At 62.8% G+C, this 18549-nt stretch carries 20 protein-coding genes; 17 read left to right on the forward strand and 3 right to left on the reverse strand.

The genetic code is table 11. The annotated features are described in order from the left end of the window. Positions 1-267 precede the first annotated feature (267 nt). The 5 genes from rho (at position 268) to AC1D14_RS01470 (ending at position 6319) form a co-directional block, all read left to right on the forward strand. Positions 268-2487, forward strand: coding sequence for a transcription termination factor Rho (gene rho, locus AC1D14_RS01450; protein ID WP_230116915.1), 2220 nt, complete (start codon positions 268-270; stop codon positions 2485-2487). A gap of 193 nt (positions 2488-2680) precedes the next feature. After that, a complete protein-coding gene (gene prfA, locus AC1D14_RS01455) occupies positions 2681-3754 on the forward strand; it encodes a peptide chain release factor 1 (RefSeq protein WP_230116914.1) in 1074 nt (357 codons plus the stop codon). Positions 3755-3772: 18 nt separating this feature from the next. Beyond that, positions 3773-4672: a peptide chain release factor N(5)-glutamine methyltransferase gene (gene prmC / locus AC1D14_RS01460; protein WP_230116913.1), complete on the forward strand. Its 900-nt coding sequence runs from the start codon at positions 3773-3775 to the stop codon at positions 4670-4672. Between the two features lie 34 nt (positions 4673-4706). Then, positions 4707-5552 carry an L-threonylcarbamoyladenylate synthase gene (locus AC1D14_RS01465; RefSeq protein ID WP_230116912.1) on the forward strand — a complete coding sequence of 282 codons (846 nt, stop codon included), beginning with the start codon at positions 4707-4709 and terminating at the stop codon, positions 5550-5552. Next, a complete protein-coding gene (locus AC1D14_RS01470) occupies positions 5549-6319 on the forward strand; it encodes a WecB/TagA/CpsF family glycosyltransferase (protein WP_230116911.1) in 771 nt (256 codons plus the stop codon). The genes AC1D14_RS01465 and AC1D14_RS01470 overlap by 4 nt, the downstream gene beginning before the upstream one ends. A 13-nt stretch (positions 6320-6332) precedes the next feature. Here AC1D14_RS01470 and AC1D14_RS01475 read toward each other — a convergent pair whose 3' ends face one another. Further along, positions 6333-7229 (reverse strand): glycosyltransferase, encoded by an 897-nt coding sequence (locus tag AC1D14_RS01475; protein ID WP_230116910.1) that lies wholly within the window; start codon positions 7227-7229, stop codon positions 6333-6335. 329 nt (positions 7230-7558) lie between these two features. On the opposite strand from AC1D14_RS01475, the gene AC1D14_RS01480 reads away from it, so the two are divergent. The 12 genes from AC1D14_RS01480 (at position 7559) to AC1D14_RS01535 (ending at position 17151) form a co-directional block, all read left to right on the forward strand. Then, positions 7559-8671 (forward strand): MraY family glycosyltransferase, encoded by a 1113-nt coding sequence (locus AC1D14_RS01480; protein ID WP_230116909.1) that lies wholly within the window; start codon positions 7559-7561, stop codon positions 8669-8671. Positions 8672-8767: 96 nt separating this feature from the next. Beyond that, complete coding sequence (locus AC1D14_RS01485; RefSeq protein ID WP_230116908.1) at positions 8768-9253, forward strand: Cg1360 family ATP-synthase-associated protein; 486 nt, start codon at positions 8768-8770, stop codon at positions 9251-9253. Beyond that, the gene (locus AC1D14_RS01490; RefSeq protein ID WP_230116907.1) at positions 9246-9584 is read left to right on the forward strand and encodes an AtpZ/AtpI family protein; all 339 of its coding nucleotides are present in this window, start codon (positions 9246-9248) and stop codon (positions 9582-9584) included. Before AC1D14_RS01485 ends, AC1D14_RS01490 begins: the two co-directional genes overlap by 8 nt. Positions 9585-9665: 81 nt before the next feature. Beyond that, positions 9666-10466 (forward strand): F0F1 ATP synthase subunit A, encoded by an 801-nt coding sequence (gene atpB, locus AC1D14_RS01495; RefSeq protein ID WP_230116906.1) that lies wholly within the window; start codon positions 9666-9668, stop codon positions 10464-10466. 79 nt (positions 10467-10545) lie between these two features. Continuing rightward, positions 10546-10764 (forward strand): ATP synthase F0 subunit C, encoded by a 219-nt coding sequence (atpE, locus tag AC1D14_RS01500; RefSeq protein WP_003804776.1) that lies wholly within the window; start codon positions 10546-10548, stop codon positions 10762-10764. Positions 10765-10817: 53 nt separating this feature from the next. After that, positions 10818-11369: a F0F1 ATP synthase subunit B gene (locus AC1D14_RS01505; protein WP_230116905.1), complete on the forward strand. Its 552-nt coding sequence runs from the start codon at positions 10818-10820 to the stop codon at positions 11367-11369. Continuing rightward, complete coding sequence (locus AC1D14_RS01510; RefSeq protein ID WP_230116904.1) at positions 11369-12196, forward strand: F0F1 ATP synthase subunit delta; 828 nt, start codon at positions 11369-11371, stop codon at positions 12194-12196. Before AC1D14_RS01505 ends, AC1D14_RS01510 begins: the two co-directional genes overlap by 1 nt. Before the next feature lie 83 nt (positions 12197-12279). Continuing rightward, entirely contained in the window at positions 12280-13917 is a 1638-nt protein-coding gene (atpA, locus tag AC1D14_RS01515; RefSeq protein ID WP_230117051.1) for a F0F1 ATP synthase subunit alpha, read from the forward strand. A 76-nt stretch (positions 13918-13993) separates the two neighbouring features. Beyond that, positions 13994-14887, forward strand: coding sequence for a F0F1 ATP synthase subunit gamma (locus AC1D14_RS01520; protein ID WP_230116903.1), 894 nt, complete (start codon positions 13994-13996; stop codon positions 14885-14887). An 81-nt stretch (positions 14888-14968) separates the two neighbouring features. Continuing rightward, a complete protein-coding gene (atpD, locus tag AC1D14_RS01525) occupies positions 14969-16423 on the forward strand; it encodes a F0F1 ATP synthase subunit beta (protein WP_209743680.1) in 1455 nt (484 codons plus the stop codon). Between the two features lies 1 nt (position 16424). Further along, positions 16425-16709 carry a F0F1 ATP synthase subunit epsilon gene (locus tag AC1D14_RS01530; RefSeq protein WP_205653639.1) on the forward strand — a complete coding sequence of 95 codons (285 nt, stop codon included), beginning with the start codon at positions 16425-16427 and terminating at the stop codon, positions 16707-16709. A gap of 10 nt (positions 16710-16719) precedes the next feature. Continuing rightward, positions 16720-17151, forward strand: a complete 432-nt coding sequence (locus AC1D14_RS01535; protein WP_230117050.1) for a DUF2550 domain-containing protein — start codon at positions 16720-16722, stop codon at positions 17149-17151. 119 nt (positions 17152-17270) lie between these two features. Here AC1D14_RS01535 and AC1D14_RS01540 read toward each other — a convergent pair whose 3' ends face one another. Both AC1D14_RS01540 and nucS read right to left on the reverse strand, forming a co-directional pair. Beyond that, positions 17271-17474: a cold-shock protein gene (locus AC1D14_RS01540; RefSeq protein WP_011692441.1), complete on the reverse strand. Its 204-nt coding sequence runs from the start codon at positions 17472-17474 to the stop codon at positions 17271-17273. A 288-nt stretch (positions 17475-17762) separates the two neighbouring features. Further along, positions 17763-18458, reverse strand: coding sequence for an endonuclease NucS (gene nucS, locus AC1D14_RS01545; protein WP_230116902.1), 696 nt, complete (start codon positions 18456-18458; stop codon positions 17763-17765). Between the last annotated feature and the right edge of the window lie 91 nt (positions 18459-18549).

An 18549-nucleotide genomic window follows, 5' to 3' on the forward strand; every position in this document is an offset into this window, starting at 1 on the left:
CTGCTGCTCTGATCTCGTAATGCGCAGTATTTTCCGGTGCCGTCTCCTTGGCCTGACCCAGGACTTTACAGAATCATTTCTGTACCTGAACTGTCAGTCCGTCGCCCCGCCTAATTTCGGAGCGTTGAAGGCGATCAGTATCCGGCCCTGCTGGCCGAAATCCATCCGGCAAGGCCGAAATCGCGGCTGCAGATCTGAACTGCAGCCCAGATCAAATCATCGCGTCCAGCTCCCAGTCTGGACGCCGTCGAGGGGGAAGGATCCTTCGTGACCGAAACCACTGAGCTGTCGCCAGCTGTGGACACAACATCTTCTGCTTCCGGATCGTTGACGGAAGCACCCGCCAAGAGCAGTGGCCTCGCCGGCCTCAAGCTCGCCCAGCTGCAGGCGCTTGCCAGCCAGCTTGGAATTTCAGGCGGTTCCCGCATGCGCAAGGGAGACCTGGTCTCGGCCATTTCCGCGCATCGTGCGGGTTCTTCAGCCAGCAAGGCTCCGGCCCGGGCTGCGGAGAAGGCCACCGACAACAGCGCGGCTGTTGCAGGCGCTTCGGCTCCCGCTGCCCCGGCAGAAGCGGCCGAAGCCCCGGCACAGGAAGGAACCCGTGCCCGCGGCCGTGGCCGCAGCCGCCGCGCCGTGAGCGACGGAGTGGTATCCACCCCTGCAGCAGAGCCAGCCGCCGAGCCCGCGGCCGCCGTCGAGGTCCCTGCCGCCCAGGCAGTTGCCGAAACGTCCGAGCCGGCCGCCGGTGAAGGCGTCGGCGAACGCCGCCAGCCGCGTACCCGCAACCGCCGCCGCGGCGAGGCAGCCGCGGGGACGCCGCAAGCCGACACCGCCGAGGCACCGTCCGAGGCCGCTGCGCCTGAAGCCCGTGGTGCTGAGGCCCGCGTCGCCGAAACCCGTGCTGCTGAAACGCGTGGCGGTGAAACCCGCGTCGCCGAAACCCGTGCTGCTGAAACCCGTGGCGGTGAAGCGCGCGGTGCCGAGGCCCGTGAGCAGGGAAGCGAGACCGCCGATGGTGGGCAGCGCACTGACCGCCGGGAAGGCCGCACCCGCGGTGGCCGCGACTCAGCGGAAACTGCTGGCGCCCGCGATACCCGCCGCGACGACAACCGCCGTGACGACAGCCGCGATGGTGATGACGCCGATGGTGGCAGCCGGCGCAACCGCCGTAACCGCCGCGACCGCAATGACCGCACCGAACGGTCAGACAGCCGCGACAGCAGGGACAGCAACTCCCGTAACGACCGCTTCCGCGACCGCAACGACCGCCGTCGAGGACGCGCCCAGGGTCCGGACGTCGACGACGTCGAGGTCACCGACGACGATGTCCTGCTGCCGGTAGCCGGCATCCTGGATGTCCTCGAGAACTACGCCTTCATCCGCACCTCCGGTTACCTGCCGGGCCCGAACGATGTCTACGTATCCCTCGCACAGGTCAAGAAGTACAACCTGCGCAAGGGCGACGCCGTCGTCGGTGCCATCCGTGCACCCCGCGATGGTGAGGACCGCAGCCAGCAGTCCGCCCGCCAGAAGTTCAACGCCCTGGTCCGCGTCACGTCGGTCAACGGCAAGACTTCCGAGGAACTCAAGGACCGCGTCGAGTTCGCCAAGCTGGTTCCGCTGTACCCCTCCGAGCGACTGCGCCTCGAGACGGACCCCAAGAAGATCGGGCCCCGCGTCATCGACCTGGTTGCCCCGATCGGCAAGGGCCAGCGCGGCCTGATCGTCTCGCCGCCGAAGGCCGGCAAGACGCTCATCCTGCAGTCCATCGCCAACGCCATCACCACCAACAATCCTGAGGTCCACCTCATGATGGTGCTCGTTGACGAACGTCCCGAAGAAGTCACGGACATGCAGCGCACCGTCAAGGGTGAGGTCATCGCCTCCACCTTCGACCGCCCCGCGGATGACCACACGACTGTTGCCGAGCTTTCCATCGAACGCGCCAAGCGCCTCGTGGAAATGGGCATGGACGTTGTGGTGCTCCTCGACTCCATGACCCGTCTGGGCCGCGCCTACAACCTGGCAGCACCGGCTTCGGGCCGTATCCTGTCCGGTGGTGTCGACTCCGCAGCGCTGTACCCGCCGAAGCGTTTCTTCGGTGCAGCCCGCAACATCGAAAACGGCGGCTCGCTGACCATCCTGGCTACCGCGCTCGTCGAGACCGGCTCCAAGATGGACGAGGTCATCTTCGAAGAGTTCAAGGGCACCGGCAACATGGAACTGCGCCTGTCCCGCCAACTGGCGGACAAGCGCATCTTCCCGGCCGTGGACGTCAACGCGTCCGGTACCCGCCGCGAAGAGAACCTCCTTTCTCCCGAGGAAGTCAAGATCATGTGGAAGCTGCGCCGCGTCCTTTCCGGACTCGAAACGCAGCAGAGCCTTGAGCTGCTGACCAACAAGATCCGGGAGACCCAGAGCAACGTCGAGTTCCTCATGCAGGTTCAGAAGACGACCCTTGGTGCAAAGTCGGATAACGACAAGTAGCTGCGCGTAACCGCCCGAAAATTGGCGGCCCTTCCCGGGCCGCCAATTTCCCGGGCGGTTGTTGCGTTAACCGGTTCCTCCGCTTCAAAAGCAACGCGGGGTCACATCGAGCCCAATAAGGCCGTTGAAACGGGCGGTAAGTGACCCCGCCTTGCAGTTACTAGACTTGTAAGAGTCGAAAGAGGTTTTGAAAATGTTTGAGTCCGTACAGGGCCTGCTTGATGAGCATGATGCTATCCAGGCGCAGCTGGGGGATCCTGCTGTCTATGCTGACCAGCGGCTGGCTCGCAAGTTGGGGCGGCGGTCTGCGCAGCTGAACGGCATTGTGGAGGCGTACCACAAGTGGCATGCGATTCAGGATGATCTCGCTGCTGCGAAGGAAATGGCTTCGGAGGATCCCGAGTTTGCTGCTGAGGTTCCCGAACTGGAGGCCGGACTGGAGAAGGCGGCCGCGAATCTTCGCCGGCTGCTCATTCCCCGCGACCCGGACGATGCCCGCAACGTGATCCTTGAGGTCAAGGGCGGTGAAGGCGGCGACGAAGCCGCACTCTTCGCCGGTGACCTCCTGCGTATGTACACCCGCTACGCGGAATCGCGCGGCTGGAAGACTGAACTCATTTCTGCCACGGAATCCGACCTCGGCGGCTACAAGGACGTCCAGATGGCCGTCAAGGGCAGCTCGAACGATCCCGCCGAAGGCGTTTATGCGCGGCTGAAGTTCGAGGGCGGCGTGCACCGTGTGCAGCGCGTCCCCGTGACTGAGTCGCAGGGCCGTATCCACACTTCGGCCGCGGGTGTGCTGGTGCTTCCCGAGGTGGACGAGCCGGAAGAGCTCGAAATCAACCAGAATGACCTCAAGATCGACGTCTACCGGTCCTCCGGTCCCGGCGGCCAGTCCGTCAACACCACCGACTCCGCGGTCCGCATCACGCACCTTCCCACCGGAATCGTGGTGGCCATGCAGAACGAGAAGTCGCAGCTGCAGAACCGCGAAGCCGGCATGCGCGTACTCCGCGCCCGTATCCTCGCGCACCAGCAGGAGCAGATCGACGCCGAGAACTCGGCCCAGCGGAAGTCGCAGATCCGCACCATGGACCGTTCCGAGCGGATCCGGACCTACAACTACCCGGAAAACCGGATCGCGGACCACCGCACCGGCTACAAGGCGTACAACCTGGACCAGGTCATGAACGGCGACCTCGAACCGGTCATCCAGTCGGCCATCGAGATGGACGAGCAGGCACGCCTGGACGCCATCGGCGACTAGCCGGAACCACTGAACCACATGACGTCCGAGCACCAGACGGCCAAAACGGTCCAATCCCTTGCCGATGCCGTCCGCGAGGCCACGGCGCTGCTTGCCGATGCGGGAGTGCCCAGCCCGCGGGTCGACGCCGAACTGCTGGCGGACCATCTGCTCGGCGTCGGCCTGGGCCGGCTGCGGGCCATGATGCTGGGCGATGCCCCGGCGCCGGCGGGCTATGCGGAATTGGTTGCCGAACGGGCCCGCCGCATTCCGCTGCAGCACATCACCGGTGTGGCGCATTTCCGCTACCTTCAACTCGCGGTGGGCCCCGGCGTCTTCATTCCCCGCCCGGAAACAGAGTCCGTGGTCCAGTTGGTGATCGACCGGCTCCGGGCGCTGGAACGGGCAGGCGTGTTCCGCCCTAAAGTGGTGGATCTGGGCACCGGCTCCGGGGCCATCGCGGGGTCCGTGGCGCATGAGGTGCCGGAGGCCGAGGTCCATGCGGTCGAGTACAGCGAATTCGCGCATGCCTGGGCGCAGAAGAACCTCCAGCCCCTTGGTGTCCGCCTCGTTCGGGGCGACCTGCGGGACGCGCTGCCGGAACTCAACGGAACGTTCGACGTCGTGGTGTCCAATCCGCCGTACATCCCCGCAGAGGCAATCCCCAACGAACCCGAGGTGGCGCTGCACGACCCGCCCGAAGCCCTTTACGGCGGAGGAGCGGACGGCATGGAACTTCCGACGGCGGCAGCAGCTTCCGCTGCCCGGCTGCTGGTCCCCGGGGGCTTCTTCGTGATGGAACACGCCGAGGTGCAGGCCGCCTGGATCGTGGCGATGCTGAACAGAGCGGGCAGGTGGACGGACGTCACCACGCATCTGGACCTCAACGGCAAGGAGCGGGCAACCAGCGCCCTTCTTGCCGCGCCGCGTGCACAGTAAACAGCCCCACTCCGAGTAATGAAAGAATAGGGCAGTGACCACTACGTATAACTGCATGGCCGATGATGAGCGCACCGCAGGACTGGCACACGCACGGCGTGCCATCCTCGAGAAGAAATGCGTGGTCCTCCCTACGGACACGGTCTACGGGATCGCCGCGGATGCTTTTTCGCCGCAGGCTGTCACCATGCTGCTGGTTTCGAAGGGCCGCGGCCGGAGCATGCCTCCTCCTGTGCTCATTCCGCGGCTGAATGCCCTGGACGGTTTGGCCACGGACGTTTTTCCGGAGGCACGGCAGCTTGCCGAGGCGTTCTGGCCTGGGGGACTGACCCTGATCCTGCACGCCCAGCCCTCGCTCGACTGGGACCTGGGGGACACAAAAGGAACTGTCGCCCTCCGGATCCCGGCCGATGAAGTGGCACAGGAACTGCTGACCTTGACCGGTCCGCTGGCCGTCTCGTCCGCCAACAGGACGGGGCAGGCGCCGGCACAGACCGCTTTCGAAGCCCGTTCCCAGCTCGCTGAATCGGTGGAGGTCTACCTGGAAGGCGGCTTCCGCCCCGTCGAGGGAACTGACGCCATGCCGTCCACCATCGTGGACGCCACGTCGCTGCCGCTGCGCGTGGTCCGCGAGGGAGCGGTGAGCCTGGAGCGGCTGCGGGAGGTGGTTCCCGTCTTGCTGGACATTGACGGCAACGCCGGGGAGCCGGAGGAATCTGCTGAACCTGCGGCCACCACGGAGCCGGAGAAGCTTCCGGAGCCGGAGGCTGCTGGCGTCCCTGACGCGGCTGCGGATGAGCTTTCGGAATCCGGAGAACAAGAGCCCGGCGAAAAGACACCCAGCGGGCCAGCGGGCGAAAAAGCGCCCGACGCCGAATGACCCTGCAACGGCAGACCATTCCAGTTCTCGGGGTGGACGCCACACCGCTGGACGTCGCCGGACTTACCGGAGTGCTCAACAGGTTCGTGGCGGACGGGACCACGCGGACCGTCGTCGGGCATAACCTTCACAGCGTGACGCTGTTCCATGCCGAACCCGAATTCCGGAAGTTTTATGAGAACAGCGACGTCGTTCTCATCGACGGCGCTCCCGTCCTGTGGCTGTGGGGGAGAGGCAGGAAACCCTCCGGACCCGTCATGGACTACCGGCTCGGGTCAACTGACTGGATTCCGGCCCTTGGACAGGTCAGCGGGCTGGAACGCATCGCAGTCATCGGGGCGGGCCCCGTTGCCAACGCCCGCGCGGTGGCGAAGCTGCAAAGCATCGTCCCCGGGGCAAGCGTCTCCGGCATGCCCGGCGAAGGCTGGAACGACGACGTTGAGGAAACTGCCTCAGCCTGGCTGGCGGAACAGCGCCCGCAGCTCGTGCTTATTGGCCTGGGCATGCCACTCCAGGAAAGGGTGCTGCGGCGCCGCCTCGGCTCGCTGCCGCCCGCGGTCTACTGCGCCGTGGGCGGTGCCATCGAGCAGATCGCAGGAATCCAGAAGCTGGCGCCGCGCTGGCTCGGCCGGCTTGGCCTGGAGTGGGCGTGGCGTCTTCTGCTGCACCCCCGGCGTGTCGCCTACCGCGTTTTCGGCGAGCCGTGGGTGCTGCTGGGGCTGTTGGTCCGGCGCCGCCTGCAACGCCGGCCGGCCCAGGACGGCTAAACCGTCAGCACGGCTAGAACTTCTGGTCCTTGAGCGGGGCGAACCCTTTGCCCCGCAGGCCCGTCGAAAACGCCCGGAACCAGTCGGCCAGTCCACGGAAGTCACCGCGGCGCAGGAAATAGCCCAGGTATCCGCCAACGTCGGCAGTCAGGGACTTGATGCGGAAGTAGCGACGGATCAGATAGCCGCGGTTGCGGTAGTAGTAGTAGCGCTTGAACGCCGAGTCCGGAACAATCACGTGCCACCGGGCGCCGAAAACGTGCTTGGTTTCGGAGAACGCGTGGGGGTGGGTGATGGCCGCCGTCGTCACGGTGCCGAAACGGATGCCGGCCTTGCGCAGCCGAATGGTGAAGTCCACCTCGTCGCCCCGGATGAAGAGGCGCATGTCCGGCAGACCCACCTTGAAGAAAACATCCGAGCGGATCAGGGCGCCATTGAAGAAGTGCCCGTCCTGTGGCAGGAACCCCACTTTCTCCAACGCGGCGCGGTCGTGGGTAACTTTGCCGTCCAGCCGGAAGAAGAAGGACAGCCGGTCAGGGTGGCCGGGCGCCACCACGAGCGGGACCACCGCGTCAAGCTCCCGGGACTCGGCCTCGCGGATCAGCGTGGCGAGGCATTCGGCGTCCGCCGGCTCGGCGTCATCGTCCATCATCCAGACCCAGTCCGCACCGCTGGCCACGGCCTTGAGGACGGCCAGGGAGAACCCGCCGGCCCCGCCAAGATTGGCTTCCGAACGGACATAGTCCACGTTGCCGTGCTGCTCAGCCACATCCCGGGCCGGCACAGTACCGCTGTCAACCAGGCAAATGGAGGCTACGGCAGCCGTCTGGCTGTTGATGGCCTTCAACAAGACGGCCAGCTCGCGGGGACGGTCAAACGTCACGGCGGCAACTGCGACCGACACTGACATTGCGGGTTCCTTTCAGCACTGCCGTCGGCAAGTTCCCCGCCGGCGATAGGCCGTGTGACGCGAAGCCATGTACCCGTTGGCGTTAGTATCTTGACTAGAGTCCACTGTAATACAGCCCTGTCAGGCACTATGCACTGCCTGTCTGTGCGCATGGCGCGACGGAGAAGTTTCATTTATTGCACGTCAGATCCACAGCTAACGAACCCCCATGGTCCCCCGAACCGAACCCCCGATCTGCGCCGGCATGATGCGCGGGCCGGTGACTGCCCGGGCGCCGGTTGGTCACCCCGACGCTTTTCGCACTGCGTTCGCGGGGAGGGGGCCACGCCATGATCATGTACCTGCTCATGATGCTGACTGCGGCGATGGTTTCTTACGGAGCCACCTGGGGTGCCCGCCTCATCGGCAACCGGCTTGAACTGTTCACGCCCATCCGCAGCCGGGACATGCATTCCAGCCCGGTGTCGCGGCTCGGCGGACTGGGGATCTTCGCGGGAGTGCTCGTCGCACTCGTAGTCGCCAGCCAGTCGTTCTTCGTCAAGGACATCTTTCGCCACAACGGGGCGCCGTGGGGTGTCCTCGCCGGTGCTGCCGTCATCGTGCTTGTCGGCATGGCCGACGACCTCCTCGACCTGCGCTGGTGGATCAAGCTGATCGGGCAGAGCATAGCCGCCCTGGTGGTGGCCATCTGGGGTGTCCGGATGACCATCATTCCGTTTATCCCGGAACCCATACGCTTCGACTCGGACATCATCAACGTGCTCCTCACAGCGGGTCTCATCGTTACCACGATGAACGCCTTCAACTTCATTGACGGCCTGGACGGCCTGGCCGCCGGCGTGGCGATCATCGGCGGGGCTGCCTTCTTCCTCACCGCCTACTGGGTCCACCGCAACGCTCCGCTGACGGACTTCTCCGACCTCGCCACTCTGCTGACGGCGATCCTTGTGGGCAGTTGCGCAGGCTTCCTGCCACACAACTGGTTCCCGTCGAAGATCTTCATGGGTGACTCGGGAGCCATGCTGATTGGCCTGCTCATGGCCTCGGCAGGTGTCGTCTCCACTGGCCAGATCACGTCCGGGCTTTATGACCGTGTGAACGGTATTCCCACAATCATCCCGATCCTGCTGCCTTTCGCAGTGCTTTTCCTTCCCCTGCTGGATCTTTGCCTTGCCGTGGTGCGGCGCACGGCCGTGGGGCGCTCGCCCTGGTCCGCCGACCGCGGACACCTGCACCACAAATTGATGGATATCGGATACTCGCACCGCACCGCGGTGATGCTGATGTACATGTGGACCGCCGTTCTGTCCTTCGGCGGCCTTGCCTTCGCCGTGTACCCCTGGCAGATTGTCCTTGCCGTGGACCTGGTAGCGACCTTGGCCATGGGGCTCATCACGGCATGGCCGTATTTGAGCCGCCGTGGCACCAATGCCCAGGGGTAGACCGCTGCTTTTCCGAATATTTCTATCTCGTGTAGAATTCAGGGGCAGGTCTTCCCTGCACAGAATCCACCCCTTGGGCCTGACGATTGGGATCGAATGACCTCCGACGCCGAGTCCGGACCTCCGTCCGGCAACGGAACCGTTGGTGTCTCCGGCCCCACACGGTCCCTCTGGCTCGGCCTGCTGGCACTCAGCTCGGCCGCTGCCGGAGCATCGCTGATCCTGACGGGCACTGTGGCCCTCATTTTCAACGGCTGGGTCGGCGTATTTTCGAGTTCCTTCGGCGGTCTGCTGGTGATGGCATTTTTTGCCATCAGCCTGCTGATCGGGCACTTTGTGGGCCGGAATAACCCCTCAGGTGCCATAGGCCTGTTCGTAGCGACGTATTTCGTCAAAGTCATTGGCTTTGCGGTGGTTCTTTTCGCTCTCGGCGCGCCCGAATGGCTTCACGGACGCTGGTTCCTCATCGGGGCAGTCGTCGCCGTGGTCGTGTGGCAAGCCGCCGAAATCTATGGTTTCAGCAGGGCCCGGCTGCAGATCTATAACGACCCCCAGCCCGATAGGGGCACTCCTGATGTCTAGGCGAAACCACACCGACAAAAATGCGTCCGGTGACCCTCGCAAAAGGACCGGAGCTCCTGGCGTGTCAGCCGAAAATGGTGACGGTGGTTACAACGCTGGAATCGCCGTATTTAGCTACATTGTTGGCGGAATCATCGTCTGGAGTTTGATAGGGTGGGGTCTGGATTATCTGTGGGGAACCCGCTGGATTGTGCTCGTAGGCGCTCTGCTTGGAGCTGCGGGAGGGTTCTATCTGTCCCATATGCATGGCCTCACCAGTTCGAGAAATCCAGCTGGTGGGAGCGGTGCAGCCAGCGGCCCGTCTGAGGATGGGAACAGTAATGCCAAATAATTTCACGAGGGGGAGGGCGAACATGAATCACGCCGGAACCCGACCAACGCCCAACGATGGACACTGCAGAGAGGAAACGCGTTGATCGCGCTTGCGCTCCCGGCCCAAAATTCAGGAGAGTTCACTCCTCCCGGAATTGAAGAAATGCACCTGCCGGCAATCCTGCCGTGGGGTGCGGCAGACGGATTCTCCAAGCAGATGCTGCTGGTAATCCTGTCCGTCGTCATTATCGCTACATTCTTTCTGCTAGCTGCGCGGAAGCAGCAGCTGGTTCCTGGCAAGCTGCAGTTCGCGGGTGAGATGGCCTATGGCTTCGTCCGCAACAGCATCGCCAAGGACATCATCGGCGGCAAAGACTTCATGAAGTACGTCCCGCTGCTGTTCAGCCTCTTCTTCTTCATCCTGGTGAACAACATCTACGGCGCGATCCCCGTGATCCAGCTCCCGAGCTTCTCCCATGTTGGCGGCGCGTACGTGCTGGCCGTCATCGTGTACATCACCTGGATCGCCATCGGTGTCAAGAAGAACGGCCTGAGGTACTTCAAGCTCGCCACCGTGCCGTCCGGAGTGCCGGTGTACATCCTTCCGATCGTTATCCCGATCGAGATCATCTCCAACTTCCTGGTCCGTCCGGTTACGCACAGCCTCCGTCTGTTTGCCACCATGCTGGCCGGCCACCTGATCGTCATGATCGCCGGTTCAGGAATCGAATACCTCGTCATGCAGGAGAACGTTCTGCTCAAGGGCACCTCTGTTCTCGTCCTTGCCGGCGCGATCGCCATGTACATGCTCGAAGCGCTCATCATGGCGCTGCAGGCCTATGTCTTCACCTTGCTGACGGCGATCTACATTGAAGGCGCACTCCACGCCGACAGCCACTAGGCACCCATAAACTTCCCCTCACGGGGATGAAGCAACCCAAACAACCTGCCACAGAGATGGCATCTTGAAAGGAAGAAAAATGGAAGGCTCCATCAACGGCTCCCTCAACCTCATCGGCTACGGCCTCTCCGCCATCGGCGGTGGTATCGGTGTGGGTCTCGTGTTCGCTGCTTACATCAACGGTGTGGCACGTCAGCCGGAAGCACAGCGCGTTCTGCAGCCGATCGCATTCCTCGGCCTTGCGCTGACTGAAGCCCTCGCCATCCTGGGCCTGGTCTTCGCTTTCGTTCTCAAGTAAACCTTCAGAACCAAGCGAACATTCAGAACCGAGTAGATAAGGACGGGTGAAAAATGAATCAGCTGATCATCTCAGCCGCCACCGCCGAGGCGGCTAACCCGCTCGTTCCCAATGTCTGGGAAATGGGCGTCGTCCTCGCCGGCTTTGCTGTCCTCTTTTTCATCGTGGTCAAGTTTGTTGTCCCGATGTTCGAGAAGACGTTCGCAGAGCGTGCCGAGGCCATCGAGGGCGGCATCGCCAAGGCTGAAAAGGCCCAGGCCGAGGCTTCCGCAGCACTCGAAGAGTACAAGCAGCAGCTCACCGACGCACGTGCAGAGGCCAACCGCATTCGCGAGGAAGCCCGTGCCGAAGGCGCCCTGATCCTTGCGGAGCTGAAGGAGAAGGCTGCGGCTGAGTCGGCGCGTATCACTGCGCAGGCACACGTACAGATCGAATCCGAGCGTCAGGCGGCCGTTGTGTCGTTGCGCTCAGAGGTGGGCACCCTTGCCACCACGCTGGCTGGCCGCATCGTTGGCGAGTCCCTTAGCGACGACGAGCGCGCGGCACGTGTCGTTGACCGCTTCCTGGCTGATCTGGAGAACCAGAACGCAGGTGTAGCAAAGTAATGGCAGGTGTATCGAGCGAATCGCTGACCAAGGCGCTGACCGAACTGGAAGCCAAGCTTCCGTTTGCATCGCTGCAGTTGGCAAAGGAACTCTTCGGAATCCTGGGAACGGTGGACAGCTCGGCTGGCTTGCGCCGCGCCCTGACTGACCCGTCCCGCAGCGGTGAGGAAAAGCCGGCGCTGATCAGGCAACTGTTCAGGGGCAAAGTCTCCGCTGAAGCTGTGGAGATCGCGGCCGGACTGGCCAGCTCACGCTGGGCATCGGCGCGAGACATCGGCGATGCACTCGAGACGCTTGCCGCAACGGTGGTCATCGCCGTTGCAGAAAACAAGTCGGCCGTTTCTGCCTCCGGCATCACCGGGCTGGAAGAACTTGAGAATGACCTTTTCTCATTCAACCAGGCCGTGGCTTCCAGCCACGAGGTGCAACGTGCTCTGTCTGAACCGCAGGCCAGCGCCGCAGCAAAGATCGCACTGGCCCAGAGAGTGGTTCCTGGCGCAAGCGAGGAAGCAAAGGTCCTCATCGGCCAGGCAGTGTCGCAGCCCCGCGGCATCAAGGCAACCAGGCTCGTCGGCCGTTTCGCCGAGCTTGCAGCCAAGCGCCAGCAGCGCTGGATTGCAACGGTCAGCGTCTCGCGTCCCCTTTCGGAGACGCAGACCAGCCGCCTGCATGCTGGGCTGAACTCCCTTTACGGGCGCGAGCTCCAGATCAACACGAAGGTTGATCCTTCGCTGATCGGCGGGATCCGCGTACAGGTGGGCGATGAAGTGCTCGACGCTTCTGTTCTCACCCGCCTGGGCGAGCTGCACCGCCAACTGGCCGGCTAGCCGGACAAGCACAACTTAACTGATAGAAACCCCGGTCATCGTGAGCAACGATGATCACGAAAACAGGAGAGCAGGGACTGCAGATGGCCGAATTGACCATCAACGCCGACGACGTCCGTAATGCGTTGAACGAGTTCGCGGCGTCCTACGAACCCGGAAACGCAGAGCGCGTAGAGGTCGGCCGTGTAACAACCGCAGGTGACGGCATCGCCCGTGTTGAGGGCCTTCCCTCGGTCATGGCGAACGAGCTGCTTCGCTTCGAAGACGGCACCCTGGGCCTCGCCCAGAACCTCGACGTCCGCGAGATCGGCGTCATTATCCTCGGTGACTTCACCGGGATCGAAGAAGGCCAGGAAGTCCACCGCACCGGACAGGTTCTGTCCGTGCCGGTTGGCGACGCCTTCCTTGGCCGCGTTGTCGACCCGCTGGGCGTTCCCATCGACGACCTCGGCGAGATCAAGGCCGAGACTACCCGTGCCCTGGAACTCCAGGCACCCGGCGTGACCCAGCGCAAGTCTGTGCACGAGCCGATGCAGACCGGCCTGAAGGCCATCGACGCCATGATCCCGATCGGCCGTGGCCAGCGCCAGCTGATCATCGGTGACCGCCAGACCGGCAAGTCCGCCATTGCCATCGACACCATCATTAACCAGAAGGCCAACTGGGCTTCCGGTGACGTGAAGAAGCAGGTTCGCTGCGTATACGTGGCAATCGGCCAGAAGGCTTCCACCATCGCGGCCATCCGCCAGACGCTCGAGGACAACGGCGCGCTGGAATACACCACGATCGTTGCCTCCCCGGCGTCCGACCCGGCCGGCTTCAAGTACCTGGCTCCCTACGCCGGTTCGGCCATCGGCCAGCACTGGATGTACGGCGGCAAGCACGTCCTCATCGTGTTCGATGATCTCTCCAAGCAGGCTGAGGCCTACCGTGCAGTATCGCTGCTGCTCCGTCGCCCGCCGGGACGCGAAGCCTACCCGGGCGACGTTTTCTACTTGCACTCCCGCCTCCTGGAGCGTTGTGCCAAGCTCTCCGACGAGCTCGGCGCCGGCTCGATGACCGGCCTGCCGCTCATCGAAACCAAAGCGAACGACGTCTCGGCGTACATCCCGACCAACGTGATCTCCATTACCGATGGCCAGATCTTCCTGCAGTCGGACCTCTTCAACGCCAACCAGCGTCCTGCTGTTGACGTTGGTGTCTCGGTGTCACGCGTTGGCGGTGCCGCACAGGTCAAGTCCATGAAGAAGGTCTCCGGTACTTTGAAGCTGGACCTGGCCCAGTACCGCGACATGCAGGCGTTCGCGATGTTTGCGTCCGACCTCGACGCCGCATCCCGCCAGCAGCTGACCCGCGGTGCGCGCCTGATGGAACTGCTCAAGCAGGGCCAGTACTCGCCGTTCCCGGTTGAGGACCAGGTCGTGTCCATCTGGGCGGGAACCCAGGGCCACCTGGACGACGTTCCGGTTGAGGACATCAGCCGCTTCGAGTCCGAGTTCCTGGAGCACCTGAAGCACAAGTCCTCCATCCTCACCACGCTGGCTCAGACCAACGTTCTGGATGATGACACCGCCGCGGCGCTGAAGAACGCGATCGTCGACTTCAAGAAGGGCTTCTTCGGCGAAGGCGACAACCATCTGGTAGGCGCTGGCCACGAGGAGCATGAAGCCATCTCCGAGGGCCAGGTCGACCAGGAAAAAATCGTCAGGCAGAAGCGCTAGTTTCGCTGGCAGGGACTGCCGGAACCCTTCAAGGTTCCGGCAGTCCCGGCCATCGGGATCTTAGGAAAGGATAAGTATGGGAGCCCAGATTCGGGTCTACCGCCAGAAGATTGCCTCGACGACGTCGATGCGCAAGATCTTCAAGGCGATGGAACTGATCGCTACCTCGCGCATCGGCAAGGCCCGCGCACGCGTAGCAGCTTCACTGCCTTACGCGAACGCGATCACCCGCGCCGTTTCTGCCGTTGCAAGCCAGAGCGAAATCGATCACCCTCTGACCACCGAGCCGGAGAACATCCGCCGGGCCGCAGTCCTGGTCATCACTTCGGACCGTGGACTGGCAGGTTCGTATTCGGCGAGCGTACTCAAGCAGGCCGAAGGCCTGAACGAGCTGCTCCGCGCCGACGGCAAGGAAGTCACGACCTACCTGGTCGGCCGCAAGGCACAGGCGTACTTCGACTTCCGGGGCCGCCCCTATGGACGGGTCTGGACCGGTGGCACTGATGCTCCAGAGTTTGAGACCGCCCGGGAAATCGGTACGGCGCTGCTGGAGGATTTCGCGACCGACTTCGAAGAGGGCGGCGTGGACGAGATCCACGTTGTCTACACCCGGTTCAAGTCCATGGTCACCCAGGAGCCGACGGTCATTCGTCTTCTTCCGCTCGAAGTCGTCGAAGAGCATCCTGTCTCCGAATCGGAGCTGCTGCCCTTGTATGAGTTCGAGCCGGAGTCGGAGCAGGTCCTCAATGCTCTGCTGCCGAGGTACATCGAATCACGGATTTTTGCGGCCATGTTGCAGGCAGCAGCTTCCGAGCTCGCAGCCCGTCAGCGGGCGATGAAGTCTGCCGGTGACAACGCCACGGACCTCATCAAGAAGTACACGCGTCTGCGCAACACCGCCCGCCAGGCCGAAATTACGCAGGAGCTTTCCGAAATTGTGGCTGGCGCCGACGCCTTGAATGCGTCTTAGCCAGCACGGTTCCGGATCCAGCTGTACCTGCACCAAAGATAAACTTAACCCCCACGCCATCTACTGAGTGAAGTGAGAGAGATGACTGCCACCGCTACCGAACACGTAGCCGCAACGTCCGGTGCCACCGGTCGTATTGCCCGTGTTATTGGCCCGGTTGTCGACGTCGAATTCCCGGCTGACGCAATCCCCTCGATTTACAACGCACTCACCACGGAGATTACTCTCAACGGTGAGACCAAGACCATCACGTTCGAGGTCGCCCTGCACCTGGGCGACAACCTCATTCGCGCCATCTCCCTGCAGGCTACCGACGGACTCGTCCGCGGCACCAACGTAGTGGACACCGGCTCGCCCATCACCGTGCCCGTCGGCGACGGCGTGAAGGGCCACATCTTCAACGTCCTCGGCAAGCCGCTGGATGTTGACGAGTCCGAGATCCAGGCTTCGGACCACTGGGCCATCCACCGCAAGGCCCCGGCCTTTGCAACCCTTGAAGGCTCCACCGAAATGCTGGAAACCGGCATCAAGGTGATCGACCTCCTCACCCCGTACATCAAGGGTGGAAAGATCGGCCTGTTCGGTGGCGCCGGTGTTGGCAAGACCGTGCTGATCCAGGAAATGATCACCCGTGTTGCCCGCAACTTCGGTGGCACCTCGGTCTTCGCCGGCGTCGGCGAGCGTACGCGTGAAGGTAACGACCTCTGGGTTGAAATGGAAGAGGCCGGCGTTCTGAAGGATACCGCCCTTGTCTTCGGCCAGATGGACGAGCCGCCGGGAACGCGTCTTCGCGTGGCGCTGTCGGCACTGACCATGGCGGAGTACTTCCGCGATGTGCAGAACCAGGACGTGCTGCTCTTCATCGACAACATCTTCCGCTTCACGCAAGCAGGTTCTGAGGTCTCCACCCTCCTCGGCCGCATGCCTTCCGCTGTGGGTTACCAGCCGAACCTGGCCGACGAGATGGGTCTCCTCCAGGAGCGCATCACGTCCACCAAGGGCCACTCCATCACCTCGATGCAGGCCATCTACGTTCCCGCAGATGACTACACCGACCCGGCGCCGGCCACCACCTTCGCACACCTCGACGCGACCACGGAACTTTCCCGTGAAATCGCCTCCCGTGGTCTGTACCCGGCAGTGGATCCGCTGACGTCGACCTCCCGAATCCTGGACCCCCAGTACATCGGCAAGGATCACTACAACACGGCTGTCCGCGTGAAGCAGATCCTGCAGAAGAACAAGGAACTCCAGGACATCATCGCCATTCTCGGCGTTGACGAACTCTCTGAGGAAGACAAGATCGTCGTGTCGCGTGCACGCCGCATCCAGCAGTTCCTGTCGCAGAACACCTACACCGCCAAGCAGTTCACCGGCGTCGAAGGTTCCACCGTTTCCATCAAGGACACCGTTGAGGGCTTCACCGCCATCTGCGACGGCGAACTCGACCACATCGCAGAGCAGGCGTTCTTCAACGTCGGCGGCCTGGATGACGTTGAGCGCCAGTGGGCCAAGATCCAGGAACAGACCAAGTAATATGGCTGAGCTTGAGGTTGAGATTGTCGCAGCGGACCACTTCGTGTGGTCCGGAGCGGCCAAGATGGTCAAGGCCCGCACCAGCGATGGTGAAATCGGAATCCTGCCCGGCCACTCGCCCCTGCTGGCGATTCTGGCCGAAGGTGAAATGGCTATTGAGCCGGTTTCCGGTGACCGCATCGCTGTAGTTGTTGACGGCGGATTCTTCTCCGTCGACAACAACCGCGTGGTTATTGTTGCTGACAACGCCCAGCTGGGTGACGCGGCCACTGCGGGGATCCGCTAGCACGACCTTGATGGACGTTACTGGTTTTCCGTTCATCGCCTTAGCAACCGCCTTTGCGTTGCTGATTTTCACGCTGTGCCTTTTCGGGGTGCGCCGCTTCAACCTGCGGCGCGCCCTGGGCACGGTTGACGCCTCCATTTGCACGGCTGGAAAGAGCTGGCAGATGGGGGTTTGTCGTTATCAGGACAATGAGCTGGAGTGGTTCAAGCTGCTCTCGCTGAGCGTCCGTCCCCGTCACCGCTTCACCCGCAGTTCCCTGGAACTGCTGGGGCGGCGCCAGCCCACCGAGGCCGAGCTGGTCAAGGTGCCGCCCGACGTCGTGATCGTGGAGCTGAAGTACGAGGGGCACGATGTTTTCCTGGCCATGAAGTTTGACGCCTATACCGGCCTTTCTTCCTGGCTTGAAGCCGGCCCGGTCATTGGCGTTGGAACGTGGCGCTGACTGCTGCCCTCCGAATCTTTCAGATCCTGAAATATTTGTGACACAAAAAATGATCCCCGGCACGAATGCCGAGGATCATTCTTTTCAAGGCGATTCCCCGCAGGGAATAGAAACCTCGATTAGACCAGTGTTACACCGGTAGCCTGGGGGCCCTTTGCGCCCTGACCGATCTCGAACTGAACGCGCTGGTTCTCGTCGAGGGTCTTGAAGCCACCCGTCTGGATCTCAGAGTAGTGAACGAAGACATCGCCATCGGAGTCGTCCGGGGTGATGAAGCCGAAGCCCTTTTCAGCGTTGAACCACTTGACGGTTCCCTGTGCCATTTATTTCTCCTCATTGTGGAACTAATTTAAGGCCAGCACACTTCGTACTGGTCTTGGTCACTCCGCGAGAAGAATCCTGGCAGCAGCCCCGGTCAGACCGGAAATGCGTTGCAGGAGCTTCGCGCTCGCAACATGTCTTGCGAGCATGAAAAAACACCTACACAAAGACTGATCTAAGAATTTCATGACAGTACGGTCTGGTCAACGGGAAAAACGCAGAATCGGACAAAATTTGGGCAAATCCCAAGTAAACGCCTGATCACCGAGGCGACACCTGTCCGGCGGACCTCAGAAGAGCCGGGATTCGATGTCATCCACGCCGCGCATGGCGTCGTAATCCAGCGTGATGCAGTCGATGCCGCGGTCCTTCGCTAGCACCCGGGCCTGCGGCTTGATCTGCTGCGCGGCGAAAATCCCCCGGACAGGTGCCAGCAGCGGGTCACGGTTCAGCAGTTCAAGGTACCGGGTCAGCTGCTCGACGCCATCGATGTCGCCGCGGCGCTTGAGCTCGATGGCCACTGTGCCACCGTCTGAGTCCCGTGCCAGGATGTCCACCGGACCGATTGCCGTGAAGTACTCCCGGCGGATGAGCGAGAAACCCGTGCCGAGTGTTTCGATCTGCTCGGCCAGCAGCCGCTGCAGGTCTGCCTCGACCCCGTCCTTGATGAGCCCGGGGTCCTGGCCCAGCTCATGGGACGTGTCGTGGAGCTGTTCATGGATGTTGATGATCAGCCTGTCGTCCGTCTTGGCGGACTGGACGGTCCACTGTTCAACGACCCCCACCTCGACGTCTGTTTCGTCGGGTGACGAGACGCGCAGCGTGGCGGGAGGGCTCATCCAGTTCAGCGGCTTGTAGGAGCCGCCGTCGGAATGGACCAGCACAGAGCCGTCGGCCTTCACCAGGAGGAGCCTCGTGGCGAGGGGCAGATGGGCTTTGAGCCGGCCAACATAATCAACAGAACAACGGGCTATGACAAGACGCACGCCGTACACACTACCGCGTTGGCAGGACCACCGGGCACCGCGGGCGGGCGGTTCCGGGGCAAGGGAGTAGCGGCGCCTGGGGCAGAATAGA

The sequence above is a fragment of the Arthrobacter sp. P1_B11 genome, from assembly GCF_056406715.1.